The sequence below is a fragment of the Gloeocapsopsis sp. IPPAS B-1203 genome, from assembly GCF_002749975.1.
In the GTDB taxonomy this organism is placed as follows: Bacteria; Cyanobacteriota; Cyanobacteriia; order Cyanobacteriales; family Chroococcidiopsidaceae; genus Gloeocapsopsis.
In genome coordinates this window covers 373,974-398,834 of sequence record NZ_PEIG01000006.1, presented here as the reverse complement: position 1 = coordinate 398,834, position 24,861 = coordinate 373,974, and the positions used below count along the sequence as shown (strand labels likewise).

The 24,861-nt window shown below is 41.9% G+C and carries 24 protein-coding genes; 16 read left to right on the top strand and 8 right to left on the bottom strand.

The window, feature by feature from the left end; genetic code table 11:
- Positions 1-206 precede the first annotated feature (206 nt).
- From der to CSQ79_RS13660, 9 genes are all read left to right on the top strand, one after another.
- Positions 207-1,565, top strand: a complete 1,359-nt coding sequence (gene der / locus CSQ79_RS13700; protein ID WP_099701717.1) for a ribosome biogenesis GTPase Der — start codon at positions 207-209, stop codon at positions 1,563-1,565.
- Positions 1,566-1,694: 129 nt separating this feature from the next.
- On the top strand, positions 1,695-2,576 hold the full coding sequence (locus CSQ79_RS13695) for an energy-coupling factor transporter transmembrane component T family protein (RefSeq protein ID WP_099701716.1): 882 nt from the start codon (positions 1,695-1,697) through the stop codon (positions 2,574-2,576).
- Positions 2,577-4,058 (top strand): anthranilate synthase component I, encoded by a 1,482-nt coding sequence (locus tag CSQ79_RS13690; RefSeq protein WP_099701715.1) that lies wholly within the window; start codon positions 2,577-2,579, stop codon positions 4,056-4,058.
- Positions 4,059-4,238: 180 nt separating this feature from the next.
- The gene (gene acpS / locus CSQ79_RS13685; RefSeq protein WP_099701714.1) at positions 4,239-4,628 is read left to right on the top strand and encodes a holo-ACP synthase; all 390 of its coding nucleotides are present in this window, start codon (positions 4,239-4,241) and stop codon (positions 4,626-4,628) included.
- A 113-nt stretch (positions 4,629-4,741) separates the two neighbouring features.
- Positions 4,742-5,011, top strand: a complete 270-nt coding sequence (pipX, locus tag CSQ79_RS13680; RefSeq protein WP_099701713.1) for a transcriptional coactivator PipX — start codon at positions 4,742-4,744, stop codon at positions 5,009-5,011.
- Positions 5,008-5,709, top strand: a complete 702-nt coding sequence (locus CSQ79_RS13675; RefSeq protein ID WP_099701712.1) for a YggS family pyridoxal phosphate-dependent enzyme — start codon at positions 5,008-5,010, stop codon at positions 5,707-5,709. Before pipX ends, CSQ79_RS13675 begins: the two co-directional genes overlap by 4 nt.
- A 387-nt stretch (positions 5,710-6,096) precedes the next feature.
- A complete protein-coding gene (locus CSQ79_RS13670; RefSeq protein ID WP_099701711.1) occupies positions 6,097-6,690 on the top strand; it encodes a cell division protein SepF in 594 nt (197 codons plus the stop codon).
- Positions 6,691-6,904: 214 nt separating this feature from the next.
- On the top strand, positions 6,905-7,714 hold the full coding sequence (proC, locus tag CSQ79_RS13665) for a pyrroline-5-carboxylate reductase (protein WP_099701710.1): 810 nt from the start codon (positions 6,905-6,907) through the stop codon (positions 7,712-7,714).
- Positions 7,715-7,796: 82 nt separating this feature from the next.
- The gene (locus CSQ79_RS13660; RefSeq protein WP_099701709.1) at positions 7,797-10,475 is read left to right on the top strand and encodes a DEAD/DEAH box helicase; all 2,679 of its coding nucleotides are present in this window, start codon (positions 7,797-7,799) and stop codon (positions 10,473-10,475) included.
- Positions 10,476-10,544: 69 nt separating this feature from the next.
- On the opposite strand, the gene CSQ79_RS13655 is transcribed toward CSQ79_RS13660, so the two are convergent.
- Positions 10,545-12,689, bottom strand: a complete 2,145-nt coding sequence (locus CSQ79_RS13655; protein WP_289501117.1) for a cytochrome-c peroxidase — start codon at positions 12,687-12,689, stop codon at positions 10,545-10,547.
- A gap of 520 nt (positions 12,690-13,209) precedes the next feature.
- Positions 13,210-13,443: a Nif11-like leader peptide family natural product precursor gene (locus CSQ79_RS13650; protein WP_099701707.1), complete on the bottom strand. Its 234-nt coding sequence runs from the start codon at positions 13,441-13,443 to the stop codon at positions 13,210-13,212.
- 566 nt (positions 13,444-14,009) lie between these two features.
- Between CSQ79_RS13650 and dxr the strand changes: the two genes are divergently transcribed.
- Together dxr and CSQ79_RS13635 are read left to right on the top strand one after the other, a co-directional pair.
- Positions 14,010-15,206, top strand: coding sequence for a 1-deoxy-D-xylulose-5-phosphate reductoisomerase (gene dxr / locus CSQ79_RS13640; protein WP_099701705.1), 1,197 nt, complete (start codon positions 14,010-14,012; stop codon positions 15,204-15,206).
- A gap of 160 nt (positions 15,207-15,366) precedes the next feature.
- On the top strand, positions 15,367-16,254 hold the full coding sequence (locus tag CSQ79_RS13635; protein ID WP_099701704.1) for a tetratricopeptide repeat protein: 888 nt from the start codon (positions 15,367-15,369) through the stop codon (positions 16,252-16,254).
- Between the two features lie 107 nt (positions 16,255-16,361).
- Here CSQ79_RS13635 and CSQ79_RS13630 read toward each other — a convergent pair whose 3' ends face one another.
- Positions 16,362-17,699 (bottom strand): deoxyguanosinetriphosphate triphosphohydrolase, encoded by a 1,338-nt coding sequence (locus tag CSQ79_RS13630; protein ID WP_099701703.1) that lies wholly within the window; start codon positions 17,697-17,699, stop codon positions 16,362-16,364.
- A 153-nt stretch (positions 17,700-17,852) separates the two neighbouring features.
- On the opposite strand from CSQ79_RS13630, the gene CSQ79_RS13625 reads away from it, so the two are divergent.
- Complete coding sequence (locus CSQ79_RS13625; RefSeq protein WP_099701702.1) at positions 17,853-18,071, top strand: hypothetical protein; 219 nt, start codon at positions 17,853-17,855, stop codon at positions 18,069-18,071.
- On the opposite strand, the gene CSQ79_RS13620 is transcribed toward CSQ79_RS13625, so the two are convergent.
- The 3 genes from CSQ79_RS13620 to CSQ79_RS13610 all read right to left on the bottom strand — a co-directional run bounded on the left by CSQ79_RS13620 (position 18,068) and on the right by CSQ79_RS13610 (position 19,706).
- Complete coding sequence (locus CSQ79_RS13620) at positions 18,068-18,811, bottom strand: ABC transporter ATP-binding protein (RefSeq protein ID WP_099701701.1); 744 nt, start codon at positions 18,809-18,811, stop codon at positions 18,068-18,070. The genes CSQ79_RS13625 and CSQ79_RS13620 overlap by 4 nt on opposite strands.
- A gap of 90 nt (positions 18,812-18,901) precedes the next feature.
- Entirely contained in the window at positions 18,902-19,321 is a 420-nt protein-coding gene (locus CSQ79_RS13615; RefSeq protein ID WP_099701700.1) for a putative toxin-antitoxin system toxin component, PIN family, read from the bottom strand.
- A gap of 16 nt (positions 19,322-19,337) precedes the next feature.
- Positions 19,338-19,706, bottom strand: coding sequence for a helix-turn-helix domain-containing protein (locus CSQ79_RS13610; protein WP_289501115.1), 369 nt, complete (start codon positions 19,704-19,706; stop codon positions 19,338-19,340).
- A 474-nt stretch (positions 19,707-20,180) separates the two neighbouring features.
- Here CSQ79_RS13610 and CSQ79_RS13605 point away from each other — a divergent pair, with 474 nt between their 5' ends.
- Positions 20,181-20,702 carry a DUF29 family protein gene (locus CSQ79_RS13605; RefSeq protein ID WP_099701699.1) on the top strand — a complete coding sequence of 174 codons (522 nt, stop codon included), beginning with the start codon at positions 20,181-20,183 and terminating at the stop codon, positions 20,700-20,702.
- Between the two features lie 4 nt (positions 20,703-20,706).
- Here the strand turns inward: CSQ79_RS13605 and CSQ79_RS13600 are convergent, their stop codons facing one another.
- Positions 20,707-21,249: a hypothetical protein gene (locus CSQ79_RS13600; RefSeq protein ID WP_099701744.1), complete on the bottom strand. Its 543-nt coding sequence runs from the start codon at positions 21,247-21,249 to the stop codon at positions 20,707-20,709.
- Positions 21,250-21,552: 303 nt separating this feature from the next.
- On the opposite strand from CSQ79_RS13600, the gene CSQ79_RS13595 reads away from it, so the two are divergent.
- The 3 genes from CSQ79_RS13595 to CSQ79_RS13585 all read left to right on the top strand — a co-directional run bounded on the left by CSQ79_RS13595 (position 21,553) and on the right by CSQ79_RS13585 (position 24,051).
- The gene (locus CSQ79_RS13595) at positions 21,553-22,884 is read left to right on the top strand and encodes a chloride channel protein (RefSeq protein WP_099701698.1); all 1,332 of its coding nucleotides are present in this window, start codon (positions 21,553-21,555) and stop codon (positions 22,882-22,884) included.
- Positions 22,885-22,955: 71 nt separating this feature from the next.
- Positions 22,956-23,423, top strand: coding sequence for a phosphate-starvation-inducible PsiE family protein (locus tag CSQ79_RS13590; protein ID WP_099701697.1), 468 nt, complete (start codon positions 22,956-22,958; stop codon positions 23,421-23,423).
- Between the two features lie 178 nt (positions 23,424-23,601).
- Complete coding sequence (locus CSQ79_RS13585) at positions 23,602-24,051, top strand: nitrate reductase associated protein (RefSeq protein ID WP_099701743.1); 450 nt, start codon at positions 23,602-23,604, stop codon at positions 24,049-24,051.
- Positions 24,052-24,084: 33 nt separating this feature from the next.
- Here CSQ79_RS13585 and CSQ79_RS13580 read toward each other — a convergent pair whose 3' ends face one another.
- Positions 24,085-24,846 carry a HEAT repeat domain-containing protein gene (locus CSQ79_RS13580; RefSeq protein ID WP_099701696.1) on the bottom strand — a complete coding sequence of 254 codons (762 nt, stop codon included), beginning with the start codon at positions 24,844-24,846 and terminating at the stop codon, positions 24,085-24,087.
- Between the last annotated feature and the right edge of the window lie 15 nt (positions 24,847-24,861).

The following is a 24,861-nucleotide window of genomic DNA, read 5'->3' as shown; positions in this document are numbered from 1 at the left end:
TGGAATTGTATAAACAAGGTCGCGTGCGGGCAATCAATGATATCTACCACGAACCAGGCTTAACCGATTGCCACATCAAATTGTTAGCACAGTTTGCAGTGAAAGCAAACTTAGTGGCGCCAATTATAAACTACTAGGGAGAAAAGGTCATACCATGATGAAAATCGCTAGAATAGAAGACTAAAGCTTGCAGCCACAGATAGATTATGTCTTTGCCCATTGTTGCTATTATCGGACGCCCGAATGTGGGCAAATCAACGCTAGTCAATCGTTTAGCTGGCGCACAAGATGCGATTGTCTACGATGAACCAGGCGTCACGCGCGATCGCACTTATTCAAATGCCTACTGGCGCGATCGCGAATTTGTAGTAGTTGACACAGGCGGACTCGTTTTTGATGACGATACTGAGTTTTTACCGTTAATTCGAGAACAAGCAAGTCTAGCTTTAGCAGAAGCAGTCGCTGCAATTTTTGTAGTAGATGGACAAAGTGGACCAACCCCTGCTGATGAAGCGATCGCTGAGTGGCTGCGACAACAACCTGTACCTGTACTGATAGCGGTTAATAAATGCGAATCACCCGATCAAGGCTTAGCTCAAGCTGCCCAATTTTGGGAACTAGGACTTGGTGAACCTTATCCTGTTTCAGGAATTCATGGTAGCGGAACAGGAGAATTACTCGATCAACTGATTACTCACATACCACCTGTAGCAGAACTTCCCGAAACCGACGAAATTAAAGTTGCGATCGTCGGACGTCCTAATGTTGGTAAGTCGAGTATGTTAAATGCCTTTGTAGGCACTCAAAGAGCGATCGTCAGCCCAATTTCAGGGACAACCCGCGATACCATTGATACCGTTATCGAACGACAAGGACAAATATATCGATTGATAGACACAGCTGGTATTCGTAAAAAGAAAAACGTTGAGTACGGACCAGAATTTTTTGGCATCAATCGTGCATTCAAAGCAATTCGCCGCGCTGATGTTGTTTTATTAGTTATTGATGCACTTGATGGAGTGACAGAACAAGATCAAAAACTTGTAGGACGGATTGCAGAAGAAGGACGTGCTTGTGTTATCGTCGTGAACAAATGGGATGCTGTAGAAAAAGATTCGTACACAATTTACGATTACGAAAAGCACACGCAAGAAAGATTACACTTTGTCGATTGGGCAGAAATGATCTTTGTCAGCGCTAAAACAGGACAGCGAATTGAAAAAATTCTAGATCTTGTCACTAAAGCAGCCGAAGCACACAAACGTCGAGTTTCTACCGCTGTTGTTAATGAAATCCTTGAAGAAGCTGTGAGATGGCATTCACCACCTACTAATCGTCAAGGACGCCAAGGTAAAATTTACTACGGTACACAAGTCAGCACCCAACCTCCGGCGATCGCGCTATTTGTTAATGAAGCAGAGCGTTTTAATACAAACTATCGGCGCTACATCGAACGTCAATTTCGGCAACAACTAGGCTTCAGCGGAACGCCCATTCGTTTACTATGGCGTAGCAAAAAAGCCCGCGATATCGAAAATACTGCCAATCGTGCTACTCGTGTGTAAACAGGGGCGAGGAGTGAGGAGTTAGGGGTTAGGGAAGATAAAAATCCAAACTCAAATATTTTATTAAACTTCTATACTCGCTCCTCGCTCCTCGCTCCTTTCCTCTCTGACCTCTGACCTCTCTAAAAGATGGATTTACTGCGATCGCTACCAATGGGGCTTTACCTAGAACAACCAGTAACTTGGTTGCATCGGCTCGATCCTAGGGTGAAGTTAGCTTGGTTATTGAGCTTTTTACTGGTTCCCATCTTGGCAAACTCTCCTTGGCGAATTATGGTGGTGGGATTGCTAGTGTTGATTACCTTTGCCGCTAAAATTCCCTTACGAGTGTGGCGTCAGCAAATGGGCTGGCTATTAACGGTAGCGTTTTTTGTGTTACTTCTAGGTGCTGTTAGTCCAGACACTCTCAGTATCGATTATCAACCTCGCTTGCCAAGTAATACATTAAGTTTTATACCCCAACCTTCGGATTATCAGTATGTTCTATTTCAGCGCGGACCAATTACTGTCACCCGTCGTTCTTTGGTTTTGGCAATCCGCTTGAGTACAATTTTGTTCACGCTGATTTACAGTACCAACTTGTTTTTATTAACAACTGCACCAGAAGAAATTACTGCCGGAATTGAAAGCTTAATGCGTCCTTTACGCTGGTTGAAGATTCCTGTAACAGAAATTGCTTTAACTTTGACACTAGCGCTGCGGTTCATTCCCTTGGTTTTAGAAGAGGTGCAAAACTTAGCTCGTTCAGTGCGTACACGAGCAATTAACTGGAAAAAACTGGGGTTGAAAGGTGCTGTAAAAGTTTGGATGCTGGTAGCAGAACGGTTGCTAGAAAATCTCTTACTGCGAGCTGAACAAATGGCTAATGCCATGATGGTTAGGGGATTTACCAGCCCAAACGAGCATCGCGTCCAATGGCACGATCTCCGCCTAAGAAGCTGCGACTGGATTGCTGTAATATGTTTAATTGCTTTTTGGGGAGCAAGATTTGTTTGGGGTAACGAAGTGTAAATGCAACCGTGGTATTGGCGATCGCTTCCTCTCGAAAATCGTACTGGCACGCAAATTTTTGCTGCTTTGTTTGCCAATGAGTTTATTGCAACTCTATTAGAAAGCCCCTATGCTCCACCACAGCAATTAATCCAAACTCGCTACTCAATCTGTGCAGGCGCTCCTCGTACAATCAATGGCTGTCTGCAATTTTGGACTCCAGCAGTAGGCGAAATTTTACAATGTCTCCGTCAACGGCTCCTTAGTGCTGCCAATAAACAAGTTGTATCACCTCCTCAATCGACTTTGCCCTTTACTGGTGGTTGGCTCGGTTGGTTGGGATACGATTTCGCCTGGGAACTAGAAAAACTACCAACTCTCAAACAAGATTCATTACCTTTTCCAGTCGCGTTTTGGTACGAACCAGAGTGCTTCGCAGTTCTCGATCACTGGCAGCAAATTCTTCACTTAGCCGCCTCCGATCCTCAGCAATTAGACAAACTGCAAAGCAATCTAGCATCTCCCCCTGCACCTCCTGCCCCTCTGCCCTTCTGCCCACCCCAGTTTGCTCAACGGGGGAAACCCCCGCACGAAAAAAGCGGCTCCTCTGCCCCACTTATCTTCCTGACTTCCCAAGCTGAGTACGAACACGCAGTTTGGCGTGCTAAAAACTACATCCAAGCAGGAGATATCTTTCAGGCAAATCTTTCGCTGCGGTTTGAAACTCAAACAACTGCATCAGGCTGGGAGATTTATCAAACATTACAGAAAATTAACCCATCGCCATTTGCAAGTTACTGGCGATCGCCTTGGGGAGAAATCGCAAGTTGCTCACCAGAAAGATTAGTACAACTTGTCGGACAACAAGCCACAACAAGACCAATAGCCGGAACGCGATCGCGTGGTGTGACACCCGAACAAGATCGCCAACTTGCCCAAGAGTTACTTTCAAACACTAAAGAAAGAGCTGAACACATTATGCTCGTCGATCTTGAACGCAATGACTTAGGGCGAGTATGTACCTGGGGTTCAGTTGCGGTTGATGAGTTACTCGTAATAGAGCGTTACAGTCATGTTATGCACCTTGTCAGCAATGTTAAAGGCACATTGAATGCAAATCACAGTGCAATTGATTTAATTCGTGCAATGTTCCCTGGTGGCACAATTACTGGTTGCCCAAAACTGCGCTGCATGGAAATTATCGAAGAATTAGAACCCGTTCGGCGTAGCTTATTTTATGGTTCCTGCGGTTATCTCGATTGGCGCGGTAATATGGACTTGAATATTTTAATTCGTACGCTGCTGGCAGCTCCTGTGCCTTCAAACACCCTAGCTACTCAAATTTGGGGTCAAGTTGGCGCTGGTATCGTTGCTGATAGCGATCCAGAAAGAGAATGGCACGAATCGTTACATAAAGCCCAGGCACAACTTGCAGCATTAGATAAAACTAGGAGCGAGGAGCGTGGGGGAGCCACTGCACCCTTGGGGGTGTCCCCGTTGTAGCAAGTGGCGTCGAGGAGTGAGGGAAAGAATGGCGCTTTGGCTAGTGATTAGTTTTGAGTTTTGAAGTTTGAATTGAAGAATTTTCTCAACTCTCTTAAACTCATAACTCAGCATTCATAACTCTCTAAGCTCAACACTCATAACTCTCGTCTCCTCTGCTTTTTTTACCCTTAACTTGTAATGATTCGACTAGGAACCGATATTGTTTATATTCCACGCATTCAAGCAGCATTTGAGCGCTTTGGCGATCGCTTTTTACACCGCGTGTATACACCAATAGAACAATACGATTGTGGATATGCTCTAGACTCACACACTCGCCCTTCAATTCATCAACTTGCTGGACGTTGGGCAGCAAAAGAAGCTGTAGCAAAGGCACTTGTAACAGGATGGCGGGGTATCGGTTACACCGAAATTGAAATTCAGCGTCAAACAAGTGGAGCACCTGCAGTATACTTACACGGGAGAGCCGCAGCATTAGTTGCAACTTGGAACAAAGATTTGTCTTGGCAATTGAGTTTAAGTCACGATCGCGACTATGCGATCGCCACAGCAATTTTGTTTTGTTGATCTTCAACTCAATTTACAGCCAATAGCTAGAATGGCTGTCCCAAATCAAGATATCATCGGCGTTATTAATCTGGTAGTCTCAACACAGCTAAGTCTTCTTTAATTAAGAGGGAATGAACACAGAACATTACATAAATCATCCAAATTTCGGTCTACTGTACAGAGTCTGTTTTGTTGAGGAACACCAGGAACTGTTTACTACTCTCTATGCGCAGAGGCTCTTTTTTTTGGTAACTATTGCTACATCAGGAATGAAGTTTGAGCCGATTGGTCGCTCTGAAGCACGTTTATTACTAGAAAATCGCTTACGCATGCTACGCCGTACTGGACAAACACAAGAGTACGAACAGCTACAAACAATTTTGCAACGTACCTTCCAATGAGTTCGATTGCTGAACGGATCGCTCTAATCCGTAAAGAACTGCCAGATACAGTCCGTTTGATTGCTGTCACTAAACAAGTTTCTGTTGCAGCGATGCGTGAAGCTTATACTGCTGGAGTGCGCGATTTTGGTGAAAGCCGCGTTCAAGAAGCTGCAAGTAAGCAGGCACAATTACATGACTTAACGGATATCACCTGGCACATGATTGGGCGGTTACAAACAAACAAAGCTAAAAAAGCTTTAGAACTGTTTGAGTGGATTCATTCGGTTGATAGCTTAAAGTTGGCACAACGTTTAAATCAACTGGCAACACAGGCGTCATGCAAGCCCAAAATTTGCCTTCAGGTGAAATTGCAAAGCGATCCAAATAAAACAGGCTGGACTGTACCAGAACTCCTTAACGACCTACCAGCACTTAACCAATGCGATCGCTTAGATCTTCAAGGTTTGATGACAATTCCACCGCTGGGATTAAATGATGTAGAAATTCTTAATTTTTTCAACCAAACTCGCGATCTTGCGAGTAACATTCAAGAGCAACATTGGTCTAACCTGCACATGCAGCAGCTTTCTATGGGAATGTCTCACGACTATTCCCTAGCAGTGCAAGCTGGCGCCACAATGGTGAGACTAGGTCGTATTCTGTTCGGCGAAAGACCAACACCGCCACAGGCGACAGCATCAGAAAACAACTGGTAAGGATACAACATTCATTTCTAACTGAAAACTCCGAAAAATTCAGTAATATCTCGGTTGAAGTACAGAGAAAAAAGATAGTATGAACCAGAGCATTGTGTAATTTTGATATTGAAGGCTACAAGTTGAGTTTTTGATACCTATCGGTTTAAAGCTTGTCAAACTTGAAGGTCTCCAATGTTGTCAAAGCGCTTTTCTCAATTGAGGTGACTTTGTATTTTCAAGGAAACCTGCCAGCAGAAAAGCCCCTAAATCAAACCTCATGCAGGAGTATGGCTTGAGAAAAAAAGTATGAAATAGCGCAGCCTATCATGCGATCGCATTCCTACTTGATTAAAATATGTTTTCCCAGTTAACTAATATGTGTGAATAGACAGGGAGAGTGCAACAGTGAGCAAATTTATCAAGACAATCAAAGACTTTGTTGGTTTGAACGATCCATATGCAGAAGACAACGATATTTATGAAGTTGTCGAAGAGGATGGCTATCGCCATACTTATCCACCTGAACATTCACAGCCAATAGAAGAAGATTTACGCCAACGGCGGCGCGTACGCGAAAGAATTACCTTAGAACCTAATTCCGAAGTAGGAGCAGCTTCGATGAATAATGTAATTGGAATGCATGAGGCTGGAAATCGGACGTATGAAGTTGTTGTGATGGAACCCCGCTCGTTTGAAGAAATGCCACAGGCAATTCAAGCCTTGCGCGAGCGTAAATCTGTTGTGCTCAACCTCACAATGATGGACCCCGATCTGGCTCAACGTGCTGTTGATTTTGTCGCTGGTGGAACTTACGCAATCGATGGTCATCAAGAACGTGTTGGCGACAGTATTTTTCTGTTCACTCCTATTTGCGTACAAGTAACAACTCAGTCAGGAGTCGTACAAGAAGTTCCTCAAACTCAGGTGCGGACAGAACGCACAACAGTTCACAGCCAAGCCTGGTCAGCAGATTCTACTCGAATTGCGCAGTCTAGTTAAGGCATATAGCAGGAGTCAGGGGACGCGCTTCGCGCAGACCTACGGTTCAGAGGTCAAAAGTCAAAATTATTTGTAATTATGGTTCTAAGCCTCTATAAGGTCTTAATCATCTCGCTCCATTGCTATGCAGCATCTAGATTCATGTGGTTTAGCTGATAGCTAATTACACGCTTCATTTGTTGCTAGTACTGTTCTAGACACAAGGATTGTTCAATTGTCTGTTAAGTTTGGGATTATTGGCGGCGGGGTAATGGGAGAAGCGCTATTATCCCGCTTGGTTTCTCAGAAAATATATCAACCAACAGAGATTATCGTTGGCGAGAAATCACCAGCACGACGCGACTATTTAGCAAATCAATACGGAGTTTCAGTTACAGATGACAACTATGTTGTCACTCAAGCTTCGGTACTGCTTTTAGCAATCAAACCGCAAGTATTTACAGCAGTGGCGGCTGAATTGGTATCTCCACTCACAAAATCTACACCACTTGTTATTTCTATCTTAGCAGGAGTGTCTCTATCGCAATTAGAAAAGGCTTTTCCTCAAGTTCCAATTATTAGAGCGATGCCTAATACTCCAGCAACAGTCGGCGCTGGAATGACAGCGATTTCTTTGGGTGCGCAAGCAGGCGATCGCGACAAGCAAATTGCCCAGCAGCTATTTACTGCGGTGGGAGAAGTCGTAGAAGTTCCCGAAACATTAATGGATGCGGTGACAGGGTTGTCAGGCTCAGGACCTGCCTATGTTGCATTATTAATAGAAGCACTATCTGATGGTGGTGTTGCAGCAGGCTTACCAAGAGCGATCGCCACTCAACTCGCTCTGCAAACTGTGCGTGGGACAGTACAATTGTTGCAAGAAACTCAAATGCACCCTGCCGAACTTAAAGATCGAGTCACAAGTCCAGGTGGAACAACAATCGCCGGCGTCACCGAGTTAGAACGTGCTGGATTCCGCGCCGGATTAATTGCCGCAGTCAAAGCCGCAGCAGTGCGATCGCAGGAGTTGGGAACTAGAGATTAGACAAAAAATTAGGAAATCATTTTAAAGTCTATAATTTAAGGTAATCAAGCTGCTTGTCTTCAAGTTAACTAACCTCAATTGAGTGAATTTGCAACTGTTTTCTGAACTAAATTTAAAAGAGATATTTCCGTTTGAACTCGATGATTTCCAGTTGGCGGCAATTCGAGCATTAAATGCTGGTCACTCGGTTGTGGTGTGTGCGCCGACAGGTTCAGGAAAAACATTAATTGGAGAATACGCGATTTATCGGGCATTAAGCCGAGGCAAACGAGTTTTTTATACTACACCCCTCAAAGCACTTTCTAATCAAAAACTGCGTGACTTTCGCGATCGCTTTGGTGCTGACATGGTAGGGCTACTCACAGGAGATGCCTCAATTAACCGCGACGCACCGATTTTGGTGATGACGACCGAAATCTTCCGTAACATGCTTTACGGAACACCTATAGGTGAAGTAGGAACTTCTTTAGTTGATGTTGAAGCCGTTGTGCTGGATGAATGTCATTACATGAACGATCGCCAGCGGGGTACTGTTTGGGAAGAATCAATTATTTATTGCCCCTCAGAAGTCCAATTAGTTGCACTGTCAGCAACAATTGCCAATAGTCAACAGCTCACAGATTGGATCAATCAAGTTCACGGTCCTACTGAACTTATTTACTCAGAATTTCGCCCAGTTCCTTTAGAATTTTACTTTTGCAATCCTAAAGGATTATTTCCACTGCTTGACAATAACAAATCTAAAATCAATCCACGTTTGAAGCCTAAGCCAGGAAGTAGTAATGCTTATGCCAAAGGTGGACGCCGCAATGGAGCGCGTCTTGAAGCCCCTAGTTTAGAATTTACCATTTCGCGATTAGCAGCAAAGGATATGCTACCGGCAATTTATTTTATCTTCAGCCGTCGGGGATGTGACCAAGCTGTCGCAAATATCGGAAATTTATCGCTTGTCAACTCAGCAGAAGCCGCACAACTACAGCAACAAATTGATGAATTTCTAGCACGGAACCCCGAAGCCGGACGCGCTGGACAAATTGAACCTCTTTATCGCGGGATTGCGGCACACCATGCTGGGATATTACCAACTTGGAAAGGGCTAGTCGAAGAACTGTTTCAACAGGGACTTATTAAAGTTGTTTTTGCAACCGAAACGCTAGCAGCAGGAATTAATATGCCTGCACGAACAACTGTTATTTCGACACTTTCCAAACGCACAGATCGCGGACACCGACTACTGAATCCTTCTGAATTTCTCCAAATGGCAGGGCGTGCTGGACGTCGCGGGATGGATAAACTTGGTCATGTTGTCACATTACAAACACCGTTTGAAGGTGCGAAAGAAGCTGCCTATCTTGCTACAGCGCAACCAGATCCACTTGTGAGCCAGTTTACGCCAAGCTACGGTATGGTGTTGAACTTATTGCAAACTCATACTTTAGAGGAAGCCAAAGAACTTGTAGAACGCAGCTTTGGGCAGTATTTAGCAACGCTATATTTGCAACCGCACTACGAATCTTTGGCACATCTGCAAGGGCAAGTCGCTCAAATTGAGGCACAGTTGCAGTCTATAGATATGGAACAGCTTGCCAAGTATGAGAAATTACGCCAACGCATTAAAGTAGAACGTCAACTTTTAAAGACACTTCACGAGCAAGCCCAAGAAGCACGGGTAGAGCAATTGGGTTTAACATTAAGCTTTGCCGTGTCAGGAACATTATTGAGTCTTCGCGGAAAACACGTACCAACTGCAACACCAATTCCGGCTGTTTTAGTTGCCAAGTCACCAGGTTCGGGTCAAGCACCGTATTTAATTTGTTTGGGACAGGATAATCGCTGGTATGTGGTGATGACTAGCGATGTTGTCGATCTCTATGCAGAGTTACCGCGATTGGAAATTGCGAGCGATCTGTTACCACCAGTCGAAATGCCATTGAAGCCAGGACAATCGCGTCGGGGAAATCAAGAAACTGCGGCGATCGCACTCGCAATTCCTGAGACAGCAGAACTCAATATTGCCCCCGAAGTTTTGGCACAGCAAGCAAAAGTTGCTGCTTTAGAAGCTCAACTACAAGCCCATCCTTTGCACAAATCTGACACCCCAGCAACGATTCTCAAGCGTCGCAACAAGAGTTTGCAGTTGCAAGCAGAAATTGCCGAACGGCAAGAAGAGTTAGGTCAATTATCTCAGCACCACTGGGAAGAATTTTTACATCTGATTGAAATTTTGCAGCGGTTTGGTTGCTTGAATGAGTTAGTGCCAACGCATTTAGGACAAGTCGCAGCAGCGATTCGCGGTGATAATGAATTATGGTTAGGACTTGCTTTAGTCAGTGGTGAATTCGATCAACTCGATCCACACCACCTTGCAGCAGCCGTAGCAGCACTCGTCACCGAAAATACTCGCCCAGATAGTTGGGTACGCTATGTTTTATCTTCTGAAGTTGAAGAAGCACTTGCCGGATTGCGTTCTACTCGCCGTCAGTTGTTTCAATTGCAACGCCGTTACAATGTAGCATTTCCAATTTGGTTGGAATATGATTTGGTGGCATTAGTTGAACAGTGGGCGTTGGGAGTAGAGTGGTTAGAACTTTGTGCAAATACAAGTTTGGATGAGGGCGATGTCGTGCGGTTGTTGCGTCGAACCTTAGATCTACTTTCGCAAATACCTCACATTCCTTATTTATCAGAAGCTTTACAGCGCAATGCATATCGGGCAATGCAACTATTAGATCGCTTTCCTGTCAATGAAATTGTGGAGTAGCAAGACATAATAAAAAAGCAATTAGCGCTAATTGCTAATTGCTCATTGCTAACAGCTAATAGCTTTAGTTCAAGACAAGAAATTGGCTCTCACACGACCGCCATTACGACCTACTGCGGGAAGTTCCAACAGCGTGCCATCAGTGGCGTGACCTTTACCATTATTGGTAACAGATGTAGTATCTCCTGGATGTCCGTTAGGAATAAGCAGTTGTGGGTGATCGAAGGGCGCTTTATCAGAACGCACGCGTTCATCAGTTAGGGCTTTGAGAAATTCTACTAAGTCATTTTTATCTTGTTCACTTAAGTTCAGATTTTCGATATCTGGATCTAAGTTGTTGATATTCTGCTCGTGGAAATCTCCACCGCGATTGTAAAAATCGATCACTTGACGTAGGGTTAATTGCCCGCCGTTATGGAAGTAAGGCGCGGTGAGTTCGATATTGCGTAGTCCTGGAGTTTTGAAAGCACCATCTACTGCTACGCGATCGCCTGCATCAACTGTGATATTAGGATTTTCGCCCAACAAGGCGTTAAATTTCCCTTGCTGTGCCAGCCGTGTTTCAGACAGTGGATTGCCAGAGGGGTCTTTTCCTCCTACTCCTAAGTCTTCTTGCGTTGGTCGTACGCCAATGTTATAGAAACCATTGTCATAAACTGCAGGTTGTCCGCTACCCATTTCCATGAGTTCGAGTCTTTCTTTGCGTACATTTCTCACAGATGCATTGGTAAATTCTGCACCACCATGACAGTTAATGCATTTAGCCCTACCTTCAAATAGCTCTTTACCACGTACTTGTGCAGTTGTTAAAGCACCTGTATTGCCTTCAAGGTATCGGTCAATTGGTGCATTATTTGAGACGAGCGTAGACTCGTACATTTGAATTGCCAGTCCCATGAACAGCGAGAAGTTGTAGTCTAAGAGCGTATATTGCTGATTTGGTAATTGATCAGGATCGACAATTCCATCTGCATCTGCGATTTGGTTAGCTTTTCTACGCACAAAACTACGGTTTCCAGTGTTGGGATCAACATTGATCAGATAAGCCGATCTCCACCATTCAGGCTTAAATGCTGCCTTAATCATTGCCGTGTAGTTTGTTTTTAACCCAGGTAATCTTCCTCGACTGAAACCACCAAGTACGCTATCGTCAGCCGCAACTAGCTGCTTGCCGAGTGGTCGCAACGCACGTAATTTCTTACCTGTCTCTCTAGGAAGTAACCGACGTTTAACTCGACCGAGTTTGTTGCCAATATCAGGGAAGATCCGACCTGTTGCAGATTCTTCAACCGAACTTAGCGGTGGTCCTACTGCTTGCGAAGCTAATGAGGCATTGTTTAGACTGATTTTGACTTCTTTTGGCAGTACTGCTGGTGTAGATGCCTTGATAACTCGCGCATCAGGATCTCGCGAACCGAATGGATTAACACCATTAAATTCATCTTGTGCTCTACCATCCCAAAAGTTACGGAAGTTGAATACCGCGTTAACTGTGCTAGGCGTGTTGCGCTCTGTTACCTGGCGAACGTTGGTGCCATTGACATGAAATACGGTGTCGGGTTGTACCGTAACGTCATCCTCTGCATTACCAGGAGTCGTATTGTTGAACTTAGTTAGCGGTACGCCTTGCGAACCTGCAACATCATTACTGTCTGCTAGCACTGCTGAAGAACGATTGTTAGGATCGGTAAGCTTGTGAAAGGGGAAGTCTCCAGGTTTGAGCGTATAGTTAGGTCCACTTCCTACACTAAAAGTTTGATCGGGATTGGGACTACCATCAGCATTAACACGTAGTAATCCTGGACTTAGTTGATTTTTGGCTCTGGTATCAGTTCCAGCATGAAAGTGGCAAGTTGCACATGCTTGAATACCATCACTGCCAATTTGCATATCCCAGAATAATGCTTTGCCTAAGCGGATAGCTGCGGCGCGATCGCTGACAAATTCTCCTAAGTTTGCTGGTTCAGGAATTGGTACAGTCTTGAGGGATGTTAACGGCTGCGAAGGTCCGTCAGGAACTAATTGCGCAGATACTGTGTGTCCTGCGAGTACTGCGATCGCAACCATTAATGCTACTGCAACATAACTAAATACTTTTCTTACTGAGAACTGATTTTTAAGTGTTTTTAAGCCTGATACTATTATCAGCAACTGAGAACTATGGCGTCCTTCTCTATTGGCTTTGTGAGAAAAAATACTTAATTTTCGATTCACACTCTCCGCCCTAAATTATTTACAAAACCTTGTTTGTTACAATTTTTTTGATTTTCTTTATATTCAAAGAATATAAATCACAAAAATAATTCTAGTCATTTTCACTGAGAAATATCTCTTCTACATAAAACCCATACATAACTCATACAAAACTCATCCAATTTGCATTAAATACAGTTATTTTGAAGATTTAGTAAAGCAAAGTTATTCAATTATGTAGATTGCATTAAGTTAATCCAATCTGCGAAGCAAGAAGGTCCGTATTATTTCTATTTGAGTTATGAACATTTCCTTGGGATTGCTCATTGTTCATTGTCATTAGCTAGCGCATTATTAAATTCAAGAATCATTTAAGTGCTTCTGACTATAGAAAGAGCAAAAATAAAATCCCACTCCTATCACGGATGGGATTAGTAACGCATTTTAATTTGTAATTTGCAGATGTAGCTTCTAATCTTAAAACTTGCACAATTTAGGATCGACGCACTCGAAACCTCACAGCTCAATTTCTCACGTAGGCTTATCTTGGAACTATATGTCGTCGAGGGGAAACACCTGGGTTAATAACTGCGGCAACTTCTTCTGGAGACAACTTGCTGATTGCTTGATCTAAGTCTTGCAGACTGAAATTATAGCCTCGCTGTGCTGCAATCTTGATAAAGGCTTCGGGATCTGATGTTGCTTTGAGTTTCTCTTGTAAGGCGTGATCTTGTTGTACAGCTTTAAAAAATCGGGCAGCGGTTTCTTGTGCCATGAGAATAAATCTCCTTTATGTGATTTCGTCCAACCGCACGCTAATGTCATGTTGGCGCTGCTGCAGCTACTTCTAAGTATAGATCTCTTACAGGCAAATTTACAGAATTCTTGACAGAAATTAAATAAACTGTAATCTAGGTAACTTGCAAATATTTTATTTAATGGTATTGAGAATCGATGGTAAGCGCGATCGCAACATTTCTGCTTCTGAATGATAGAATTGCAAAAGTCAAAAAATTATGAATGTCATTCTCAGCCGAATGCCATATAGCGCAGAATCTCGCGAGATGTTTCGCTTGGCTCAACATGACAGTTTAAGTACTTTGCAAGAAGTTTAATGCAATATCAACAGCAAACTTGATGCATGTGTTGAATACCGACAGAACTAACTCAAATAAGCAGAACGAAAAAATTTGGCAATCGCCACCCAAACCCAATTTATTGTTTATTTACAACACTGTTACAGCTTGCGATTTGAGGTATCAAGGTATCATCGCGTTGTGTCTACATCATCTTGTCCCCTTAGAATCTTATATTGGAGATACTGCTGATTCTTAAATTGTTGTGAAAGCGATTACTCTTCTTGGCTCTACCGGCTCTATCGGTACGCAAACCCTCGATATTGTGGCTCAGTACCCCGATCAATTTCAGATTGTGGGTTTAGCGGCTGGGCGCAATGTAGAAATGCTTGCTGCTCAAATTCGACAGTTTCAACCAAGTATCGCCGCGATTTGCGCTGAAGATAAATTACCCCAACTCAAAGAGGCGATCGCAGATCTCGATCCACAACCTATTTTACTGGCGGGTGAAGCTGGAGTGGTGGAAGTTGCGCGTTATGGCAATGCCGAAACGGTTGTTACGGGTATTGTTGGTTGTGCTGGTTTACTACCAACAATTGCAGCGATTGAAGCAGGTAAAGATATTGCTTTAGCTAATAAAGAAACGTTGATTGCTGGCGCGCCTGTTGTGCTTCCTTTGATTGAAAAATACAATGTGAAGTTACTACCAGCAGATTCAGAGCATTCGGCAATTTTTCAATGCCTCCAAGGTGTACCAAACGGAGGTTTGCGGCGCATTTTACTCACAGCTTCTGGTGGTGCTTTCCGCGATTTACCTGTAGAAAAGTTAGTAGACGTCCAAGTTACAGACGCCTTGAAACATCCCAATTGGTCAATGGGTAAAAAAATTACAATAGATTCAGCTACGTTGATGAATAAAGGACTAGAAGTCATCGAGGCGCATTATCTTTTTGCTCTTGACTACGATCGCATCGAGATTGTCATCCATCCTCAAAGTATCATTCACTCACTCATTGAACTGCAAGATACTTCTGTGTTAGCACAGTTGGGTTGGGCTGATATGCGCTTACCATTGTTGTATGCTTTATCGTATCCTGAACGTATCTATACCAACTGGGAACAGTTGGATCTAGTGAAAGCTGGCGATTTAACTTTTAGAGCACCCGATCACAAAAAGTATCCTTGTATGCAACTTGCCTATGCAGCGGGTAAAGCAGGTGGTTCGATGCCTGCGGTTCTTAATGCCGCAAACGAACAAGCTGTGGCGTTGTTTTTAGAAGAGAAGATTCGCTTTTTAGATATTCCTCGGTGTATTGAACGGGTATGCGATCGCCACGCATCTGATCATCAGATAAATCCATCCCTAGAAGACATTGTGAGTGCCGATCGCTGGGCAAGGCAAGAAGTTATTAACGCTTGTGAGGAGTCAGATAACAGTAAGATATATAGTCAACTCAAATAGTTAAGTTTTAAAGTATTGTGGAAACAATTCGGCATCTAGCTACGTAATAGTTACATACCAAGTTACCACATTGGTAAGTTATCACTAGGATTAGTTGAACAAGTTAAAAGTGTAAGTTGACACAAAAACTCAGCGTCTAGTCCAATAATCACGTAACGCTATGAACCGTATTTTAACTACTGTTACTATCTTAAGCATTGTTCATGTTCTTGGTAGTACGCCTGCTATTGTCAGTGCTCAAACACCACAAGCTACTCCTGCAAGTCCTGCAAGTAACCTTCAAGAACAATACGATGAAGGTGTAAACAGATACAATCAAGGCGATTTTAAAGGCGCGATCGCCAGTTTTACAGAAGTGATTCGTCTCGATCCTAACAACGCAGCTGCTTATGAAAACCGAGGTAATGCCCGCGATGACTTAGGAGATCGTCAAGGTGCGATCGCCGATTACAATCAAGCAATCAAACTTGCTCCAGACAATGCTACCACATACTACAATCGCGGTCTTGCTTACGACAGACTAGGAAACAACAAAGCCGCGATCGCCGACTATGATCGTGCAATTGAACTGAATCCCAAGTTTGCTTCAGCCTACAACAGTCGCGGTATTCTGCGTTTTGCAATGGGAGACGAACTCAGTGCTATGACTGATTTTAACCAGGCAATTGAGCTTGAGCCTGAGCGACCTGGAATCTACTACAATCGAGGTAATGTGCGGCGGCGTGGTGGTGATAATCAAGGTGCGATCGCAGACTACAATCGAGTATTGCAGTTGAATCCTCAAGATGCCGATGCCCATTTCAATCGGGGTATTGCCTATTACAATATGGCAGATCACCAAATGGCGATCGTAGATTTCAATCAAGCTTTACAACTTAACTCTAGCTATGCTGAAGCCTACTACAATCGGGCACTTTCTTACAGTGCTATAGGCAATAATCAGCAAGCACTACAAGATTTTCAGCAAGCCGCTAACCTCTATCAAGAACAAAAAAAGCCAGAATACTATCAAGATGCTCAAGAACGGATTAGAGAACTACAAGAATAAGCAGAGATAAGGAGACTGGGAGTTTTGAGTAACGCAAAACCTACCTAGTAAGTTCAAACCTACGGCTATACATAAACTCATCAATTACAAATTACGAATTAGTATAGCTACCTTCCACCACGTGGTAAAGAAATTCCTTTAATTTTCTTGAATAGAGAAACTGCGTATGAATCTGTCATTCCAGAAATATAATCTGTTACTTGCAAAATCTTTCGATAAAGGTCTTCATCAGTATCCTTAAAATTAGGTAAGAGTTTTTTAGTTAAATAGCTTTTCGATAAACTATTATTAGTAACAGCATTAACAAACTCTTCTAATAAACCACCAAGTACTTCATATCCTGCAACTTTTACTTCAACAACTTCGCAGGCTTCATACACATTTTCGCGCGTGAGATCTATGATTTCCTTTAATTTGGAACCTGAATCTATCTGTGAAGTTAATGGACTATCAAAAACACCAGATAATATTTGCTCTTCATTATCAAGAAACACTTGTTTGACTTCTGTAATTAATTTATGAATTGCTTTAGCTCGTAAATACTTAATATGTTCTTTGTTATCGTCTAAATGATCTATTTTTTCTCCTATTAAAATTTCACTGAGCCACATTTTAGCCTCTGTATAGTCAATGTAACCCATCGAAAAGCCATCTTCTAAATCTACAATATGGTAACAGATATCATCTGCTGCTTCGACCAGAAACACTAATGGATGTCTACACCACCAAGCTAAATTCTCTTGACGGCGGATTAAACCTACTTCTTCAGCAATTTGAGTAAAAATGTCTTTTTCTTCTTGAAAAAAACCATGTTTTTTAGTACTTTTATTGTCAGAATTACTATTGTATTTATTAAAAGAGTTACTATTAATTCCAGCTTCTCGCGGATATTTCGTAAATGTTGCTAAAGTTGCACAAGTAAATTGTAAGCCTTGGCGGTGCTGTGGTTTGTCTAATTTTGTCAGAATTCTAAAGCCTTGAGCATTGCCTTCAAAATATTTAAAATCTGCTTGTTGTCCAGGAGTTAGTAATGATAAAACTGCCGCAGCATTAGGAGATTTAAACCACTCCTGAATTGCATCTTCCCCTGCATGTCCAAAAGGAGGATTGCCAATATCATGAGCTAAACAAGCTGCAGCGATAATATCACCAAAATCTCTAGCAGTATAATCTTGTAATTCACGAGAGTGTCGTTTAACGATTTCTTGACCGACAAGTGTCCCCAGAGTTCTACCTACACATGAAGCTTCTAAACTATGACTTAATCGACTGCGAATATAGTCATTATCTACAAGAGAAAAAACTTGTGTTTTATCTTTCAATCTTCTAAAATAAGAAGAGAAAATGATTTTATCAAAGTCTTTTTCAAAAGGCGTACGTCCAGGATCGCCTAGGTTTAAATCCGCCAATAACCGACTACGAGATAATAGTTTTTGCCAATGCATGGATGAGTTCATGATATTTACCCAAGCAATTGTGTAATGAGAATAGAATTGTAGAGATTATCTTTAACTATGTTGCCAGTTTTACGTAGTTTAATTATCTAAAACTAAAATAGAATAAATCAAATAAAGTCTAAACTTTTTGAGGCAAAGATTGTGCCTATAGATTTAATTATTTTCATTGCAGCTTTGATTGTGGCTTGGTTAGTCTTTACTGCATTAATTAGAGTAGTCAAGACAACGCTTAGTACAGCTCTTACAGTTGCAGCAATTGTTTTAATCTTACAAATAGGCTTAGGCGTTCAGCCACAACAACTTTGGCAGCAAATTGTGGAACTTCCCCAAATTATCAGAAATTTATTGCCAGGAAACTAACCCCACTCTGCTACTGCTTTGGCTTCGGCTTGAATTAAGCTTTCTCTAAGTTTGTGCCAGTTTATGCTGGAAGCGGGTTCATTTTGAATTAATCTACCTTGTTGAAAATGCAGAACTCGCGTACACAATAACTCTGCAATATCTAACTGATGATTTACCATTAAAATTGTTGTTTGGTGAGTTGTGGCTAAATCGGTTAGTACTTCTACTAAGTGTGAAGCTCTGCCAGCATCTAAAGCAGATGTTGGTTCATCTAATAATAGTATTTTCGGCTGAGTAACTAAAGCTCGTGCGATCGCGACTAGTTGTCGTTGTCCTACAGAAAGTTGTAATTCATTGCGCTCTAACCACTCTACAGGAATGTGTAGTGTTTCTAGCCAGTAAGAGACACGTTGTTGAATTTGTTGTTTTGGTAGTTTGCGTAAAACCAGGGGATAGGCGATCGCATCTTGTACTGTCATTCCCAACAACTTAGACTCTTGCGGTACAAGCACAATTTCTTGGCGTAGTTGAAGTACGGGAATTTGGCGATAATCTTGATTGTCAAACAAAATCACACCAGTAGAGGGTTCACTTAAACGGTTTAATAGTCGCAATAAAGACGTTTTTCCGGCACCGGATGGACCTACAATTGCAATGCGATCGCCCTTCGCAATCTCAAAAGAAATATTTTGCAATAAATTCTGTGAACCAATTGAAGCTGATAAACTGACCTGTTGTAATTGTAGTTGTGTTGGCACTCGCAATTTATACCTTAACAATAGATACCATTATTTCATCATGCCCTGGATGAAACTTATGGAACTTTATAAATCAGATTTCATTACTAGTTATATATGGTCAAGTACGCGAATGAATAGGGCTGGGGTGACGATTTGCGTACCGTGGTAGTACTTGAGGGGTAGCAAGTGCTGACGATCCAAACTGACTAAATAATCAGCTTTTGCTTCATAAGCGGCTGCTAAAAACATATTGTCGTCTGGATCGATATCATCTAAACGAGTTGCTGCATAAGTTCCTGGAATATGAAGTGCAATTTCTGCAATTAATCTGACTAAATCTTCAATATCTGCTTGGGAAACTTGTTTGCGCATGAGTTGTACTACTAACTCGCGTAGTAACTGCGGAGCCATAATTAATGTAAAACAGCGATCGCGCCATTTATCAAGAACCAAAACAGGGGTGCTGTTTCGGCTTTTACTTAAAAGCGCGGCAATGAAAACAGACGTATCTAAAACAACTTTAGTCACGTACTACCACAGTCTTCTACTCATCAGAAACTGAGGCATTATTGGCAATTCTTGATCGAACCGCATCAAACTCTGCCCAAATATCCGAAAAGTGACGCGGCTGCGCTTCCATAGCCCGCTTTAATCCACGAGCAATGATTTCGTCAGCTTTTTTCAGTTCCTCTACTGTTGGCGAATCCGCTTCCAACTTCAACAAATCGTTAGGAGTACAGGAGAAAAACGTACACAACTTAATGAGTATATCGAAGGTGATTCCCTTCGTTTTGCCTGCTTCTAAAGCACTTAATTGCTTTTGCGTGATGCCAGTTTGTCGAGATAATTCCGATTGACTAATCTTGCCATGCATGGCACGAAGTAACGCCAATTGAGGTTTAACTTTGATCACTGCTACTTCTCCAACTAAGTCAACTTATCTAGAATTATAGGGTATCAACTATACCTTATAAGCCCAAAGAAGCTTTTGTGAGATCTTGCACCATTCTCAGTTAACCCGACAGCCAATCTGAGAATTAATTCCCACGCTCATAGCTCAAGCCCACTCAAAGTAGGCTGAAAGACTAATTCAGTCTGATTCATCAGATGGCTGTTAGCCCGCACTTTATAGTGCAGGGTGCAAGATCTCAGGTAATCATTCAATATTCTCTATGAGAGCGGCGATCGCATTTTGTACCGTCATTACTGAAGTACGGAAATTTGATTAGATATGACTAATAGAATCTTTGTTCACAGAAGAATAGAAAACTTGTTTGTTGCCATTAACCACTCTTCCAGTACGTTGTTAGATACACAAACTATTTAGAAGCGTTATATACTAGCATTAAAATATACAAAAGTCATAACTTGTGTTTAGGCGAATTTAATGTTTCAAGAACTAGCAGATTTAAAAGCCAGCATCCTGGAACAACGCTATGTAGATGCTTTAGCGCTTGTAGATGAATTAGATGGTATGAATAGAAAAGCTATTCTACGAGCGATTGAATCGTTTTTAATCAGGATGCTGATTCATTTAATAAAAAATCAAATTGAGCAGCGTTTGACTAATTCTTGGGCTGCTTCTATTCGAGGCTCAATTATAGAAATTAAAAAGCTGAATCTCCAAGATAACAACACTTCTTATTATGTTAGGAAAGATGAATGGGAACCAAGGCTAGAAGAAGCACTAGAGATTGCGATTAGCGACGCGAGTGTAGAGGTACACAATGGGGCTTACACTCCGTTTCAACTGGCAAAAATGGTTGATCGCAGCCCAATTTTATTAACGGCTCAAAACTTACTAAATTTGACTTATACTTACTCAGTTAAAGAGTTACCCGCAATTATCAACGAAGAACTCACTCTATTAATCGGTGGACAAGATTGGCAGCAAGGTAAACAGTTATAAACTATCAGCTTAAATTACCTTGCGCGATCGCAGCAATAATTGTCCAAATATCTACCAACAACAGCAGTATTGTAAACCCAAGTAAAATTAAATACATCCAAGGCTGTGCTAAAGGTTTAACATCAGTTGTATCAATTCCTGTCTTTGCTTGTACGTAGTCTACTAATCTAGTAAAACCTGCTACTCGCATTGGTAACAAGTATCCTTTACCTTCTTGACTTAAAAAATAGTATACTAAGCCACCTTGACCTGTTGTACGTGGTTTTAAGTCTTTGACTTCAGACCAAGGTAACACCCAACCTTTACGAAAAAACTGAGGAACCCAACTCGGATACGTGACTTGAATTTGTTGTTCGTCTACGATGACTCTTTCACATAATGCGGCGTAGAGTGCGATCGCCCCAATACCGATTCCTATCCACAGTAAGGTTGGGGGAACAGGCGCAGCAGTAACTTGTGACAAAAAAGGCAAGGGTACTGTCAAAGCAACGTACAAACTCAATAGCGTAATCCGAATGATTGGTGAGATGCGAAAGGTAGCATCCATTTCAGTAGGCACATTCACAGACACAATTTAATCACTCATAGAATTTGCATTTATTTATTAATGTATTATCACTTTTCTCTTGCTGATTACCCCATCATTCGATTGATTTAAAGGCATTTAAGTACAATTACTTCTCTTAAACTTAACTGCAAAAAAATTTAAGGCGATCGTTTTTGGTAACAATATCTACAAAAATTCTACTGGATACCAAATAGGTTTATAAAAAAGAATAAAAATTTTGTACCCGATGCTCAAGCTTTTGTCTGAGAGCATGAATATTGAGTTTTATATTTAAAGTATTTTATGTCATCATCTGCTTCTAGCCAAAGTGCGATCGCAAATAATTCTGATACAGCAAGCCGTAGCCATGATGAACTTAGTTATCAGCAACTTATTTTGCTTGCAGCTATTATCGGTATTGCTGGTGGGTTAGTAGCAACAGTCTATTACTATACGTTAGAAGTCAGTATAGATGTTGTCTGGCAAAGTATTCCCGAATTTCTGAAATCAAACTTTGCTAGTGAGTTTTTAGCCAAGAACTATGTTTGGATTGCGACTACTGTTGGTGGCTTGCTTGTTGGTTTGACTTTGTACTTTATGGGACTTCCTGGTGAAGTGGCATTTGTTGTTGACAAAGTACACGATCCAGGACACATTACAATTCATCAAACACCAGCGATGATTATTGCCTCTTTATTTTCTATCGCATTTGGTGGTAGTGCAGGTCCTGAAGCACCTTTGGTTCAAGTTAATGGTAGCTTTGGCGGTTGGCTAGGACAAAAACTCAAACTAACAGCGAGAAGTATTCGCGTCATGACTTTTTGTGGAATGAGTGCAGCATTAGGTGCTTTTTTTGGTGCGCCTTTGGGGGGAGCATTATTTGCGTTAGAAATTCCCCATCGTCGCGGTTTAGAATATTATGAAGCACTGATTCCGGCGGTACTTTCGGCAATTTTGAGCTTTTGTGTTTTTCGCCTCAATACTGGGTTAACAATCGGTGGTATATATCACTTTACAGCAATTCCCAAACTTTCATTAATAAATTTGGCTGAAGGTGCATTACTTGGTGGAATTGGTGCTTTTATTGCTTTTATATTCGTTTTGCTATTTCGTGTTATCGGTCATTTGAGTGAGTATATCGCGCATCGTAGAATTCTCCTTGCTACTTTGGGTGGTTTGTCAATTGGGATAATTGCTTATTTTTTGCCCCAAACACTGTTTTTTGGTGAAAAAGAAATAGAAACAATTGTTGAAACAGGGGCAACTTTTGGCGTAACAATGTTACTGGCGATCGCCGCAGCGAAAATGTTAGCAATCAGTTGTACTATTCATTCTGGTTTTCGCGGCGGGTTTATTTTTCCTTTGTTTTATATTGGTGCAGCAATTGGATTGGCGATCGCTCTAGCATTTCCCCAGATTCACCCAACGATTGGTATGGTTTGTCTGATGGCTGCTGTAAATGTTGCAGTGACTAAAACACCAATTAGTACGAGTGTGATTCTTAGCGTGTTATCTGATACCGCAATGTTACCTGTGATTGTCATTGCGAGTTTTGTGAGTTTTCTGTTAACAACAGAGTTATCATTAATTCAAACACAGCGATCGCGCTACTTAGACATCACTGCTGTAGAGTAATTGGCACAGTATTGTTTTAGGTCTCCTAATCAAGTATTCTCTGTGCATATGCTTTTATCTGTTCTCTCAAGATGTCTTGGTTAAGAAAGTTCTCACGGCGCATCACAGTAGGATTAAGCGACAGCAACTTCTTGCAAGTAATTAGTGGTATTGAAACACTAGTATCTAAGTTGCTATCTATATTAATGGTAATTGTTATTCTTGTTGCTGTTTACGATCTGTTTGTGATTTTGATTCAAGATATTTTTAGGGCACCTGTAGGCTTTTTCACAAAAACTTTGTTTGAAGTATTTGGTTTGTTTTTAAATATTTTAATTGCTTTAGAACTTTTAGAAAATATTACAGCATACTTGCGAAAGCACGTTATTCAAGTTGAATTAGTGATTGTCACTTCATTAATCGCTGTTGCTAGAAAATTTATTATTCTTGACCTCCAAAAAACTGGAGGAATTGATTTAATTGGTCTGGCGCTCGCTATTTTAGGTTTATCAATTAGCTATTGGATCATCCGTAATGCCAAACCTCGGCTACCACATTAACTAGGTTTAGAGAAATTTTAGGTCAGCCATGATATACGGTAGCATGGTAATAGGTAATAGGTAATTGGGTTAGAATAAACTTTATTTACAATATCACAGTAAAAAGATAGCTTATAGCTTAGTATAAAAGCGAGATCTTCATAGCTGCAATTAATCCAACTTTAATTAATCAATGACTGTGAATGATTTTTTTCAATTTGAGGCTGATTTTGTCGAGAGTTTGCGATGTATTCCGATGCAAGTACGCTACAAATTAGATACGTGTGGTGTGAAATTAAAGTTATCACATTGGACTCAATTTAGTGCGGCTGAACGTCAAGCGCTAGTCGAAAAACCTTGTAGCAATGAAGAAATAGCTGCTTACCGAGAGTTTTTACAGCAGTTAGTCAAGCAGCATACAGGTGTTACCGCAGGGGAACTTCCCATAGAATCGCATCCAGCATGGTTAAACGATACAGCGATACCTAGCGACTTACAACTAAAAGCCCAAGAAATTGGTGTAACAATTACATTGCAACAATGGCGATCGCTAACTCCTTTGCAGCGTTTTGCCCTAATTAAACTTAGTCGCCCTAGTCACGAAAACAAAAACTTTATTCCCGCACTACAAGAATTTCACTTAGTCTAATTAGTACATGGCAAAGTAGTGCTTTGCCCCTCATTAAAACCATCCCTCTTGTTCTAGTGTTTCAATGAGTTGTAGTCCGCGCGGATCGCCCACTCCTAATAAAGAAGCTTTAGCGTCTTCCCGCACTCCTAAATCTTCGTCTTCAGCAAAAGCTTGAATCAAAGCATCAACTGCGGTTGCATAGACAACATTAGAAGGCAATTCACGGCAGAGTTGTCCGATCGCCCATGCACAATTACTGCGAACAGCAGCTACAGGATCTTGTACCAGTGCCTCAATTAAAGGCGGCATTGCGCCAACAACAGCATCGTAACCTACTTGTGGCATTTGGGCTAAAGCACTTGCTGCCCACAGCCTAACCGCAGAAATATCCGTTCGTAAAGCATCCGCAAGAGGTACTAAAGTACGGCGATCGCGGCAATTTCCCAAAGCCCAAACAACACCTTTACGCACATAACCATTCCAATCGCGGTTGAGTTGGGCAATGAGTGGTTCAACAGCATCAGGGCTGGGGTTACGCCCAATACCATAGGCTGCACTGACTCGCACCAACGGGCAAGGATCTTGCAGTAAGCGAATCAAATGCGGAATAGCGCGGCGATCTTCTATATCTGAAAAAGCACGCGCCGCTAACATCCGTTGCTGTGTTTGCGGATGATCTAATAGCGCCAGCATTGCTTCTGGATCAGGTGTTGGCGTCTCTGACTCAGCAGTAAAGGATTCTAGATGGTCTAAAGGACTATCTAGCTCAATCTCCTGGTCGAGCACACTGTTTATGTCATCTTCATCGTACATACTGATACAGTATCG

Excerpts from the sequence above, each read along its gene's own strand:
- CSQ79_RS13590 (WP_099701697.1), top strand. The coding sequence starts at position 22,956 with ATGTCTTGGTTAAGAAAGTTCTCACGGCGCATCACAGTAGGATTAAGC.
- CSQ79_RS13650 (WP_099701707.1), bottom strand. The coding sequence starts at position 13,443 with ATGGCACAAGAAACCGCTGCCCGATTTTTTAAAGCTGTACAACAAGAT.
- CSQ79_RS13690 (WP_099701715.1), top strand. The coding sequence starts at position 2,577 with ATGCAACCGTGGTATTGGCGATCGCTTCCTCTCGAAAATCGTACTGGC.
- CSQ79_RS13675 (WP_099701712.1), top strand. The coding sequence starts at position 5,008 with ATGAGTTCGATTGCTGAACGGATCGCTCTAATCCGTAAAGAACTGCCA.
- CSQ79_RS13605 (WP_099701699.1), top strand. The coding sequence starts at position 20,181 with ATGTTTCAAGAACTAGCAGATTTAAAAGCCAGCATCCTGGAACAACGC.
- CSQ79_RS13580 (WP_099701696.1), bottom strand. The coding sequence starts at position 24,846 with ATGTACGATGAAGATGACATAAACAGTGTGCTCGACCAGGAGATTGAG.
- CSQ79_RS13630 (WP_099701703.1), bottom strand. The coding sequence starts at position 17,699 with ATGCATTGGCAAAAACTATTATCTCGTAGTCGGTTATTGGCGGATTTA.
- acpS (WP_099701714.1), top strand. The coding sequence starts at position 4,239 with ATGATTCGACTAGGAACCGATATTGTTTATATTCCACGCATTCAAGCA.
- CSQ79_RS13595 (WP_099701698.1), top strand. The coding sequence starts at position 21,553 with ATGTCATCATCTGCTTCTAGCCAAAGTGCGATCGCAAATAATTCTGAT.
- CSQ79_RS13600 (WP_099701744.1), bottom strand. The coding sequence starts at position 21,249 with ATGGATGCTACCTTTCGCATCTCACCAATCATTCGGATTACGCTATTG.
- CSQ79_RS13635 (WP_099701704.1), top strand. The coding sequence starts at position 15,367 with ATGAACCGTATTTTAACTACTGTTACTATCTTAAGCATTGTTCATGTT.
- der (WP_099701717.1), top strand. The coding sequence starts at position 207 with ATGTCTTTGCCCATTGTTGCTATTATCGGACGCCCGAATGTGGGCAAA.
- pipX (WP_099701713.1), top strand. The coding sequence starts at position 4,742 with ATGAACACAGAACATTACATAAATCATCCAAATTTCGGTCTACTGTAC.
- CSQ79_RS13695 (WP_099701716.1), top strand. The coding sequence starts at position 1,695 with ATGGATTTACTGCGATCGCTACCAATGGGGCTTTACCTAGAACAACCA.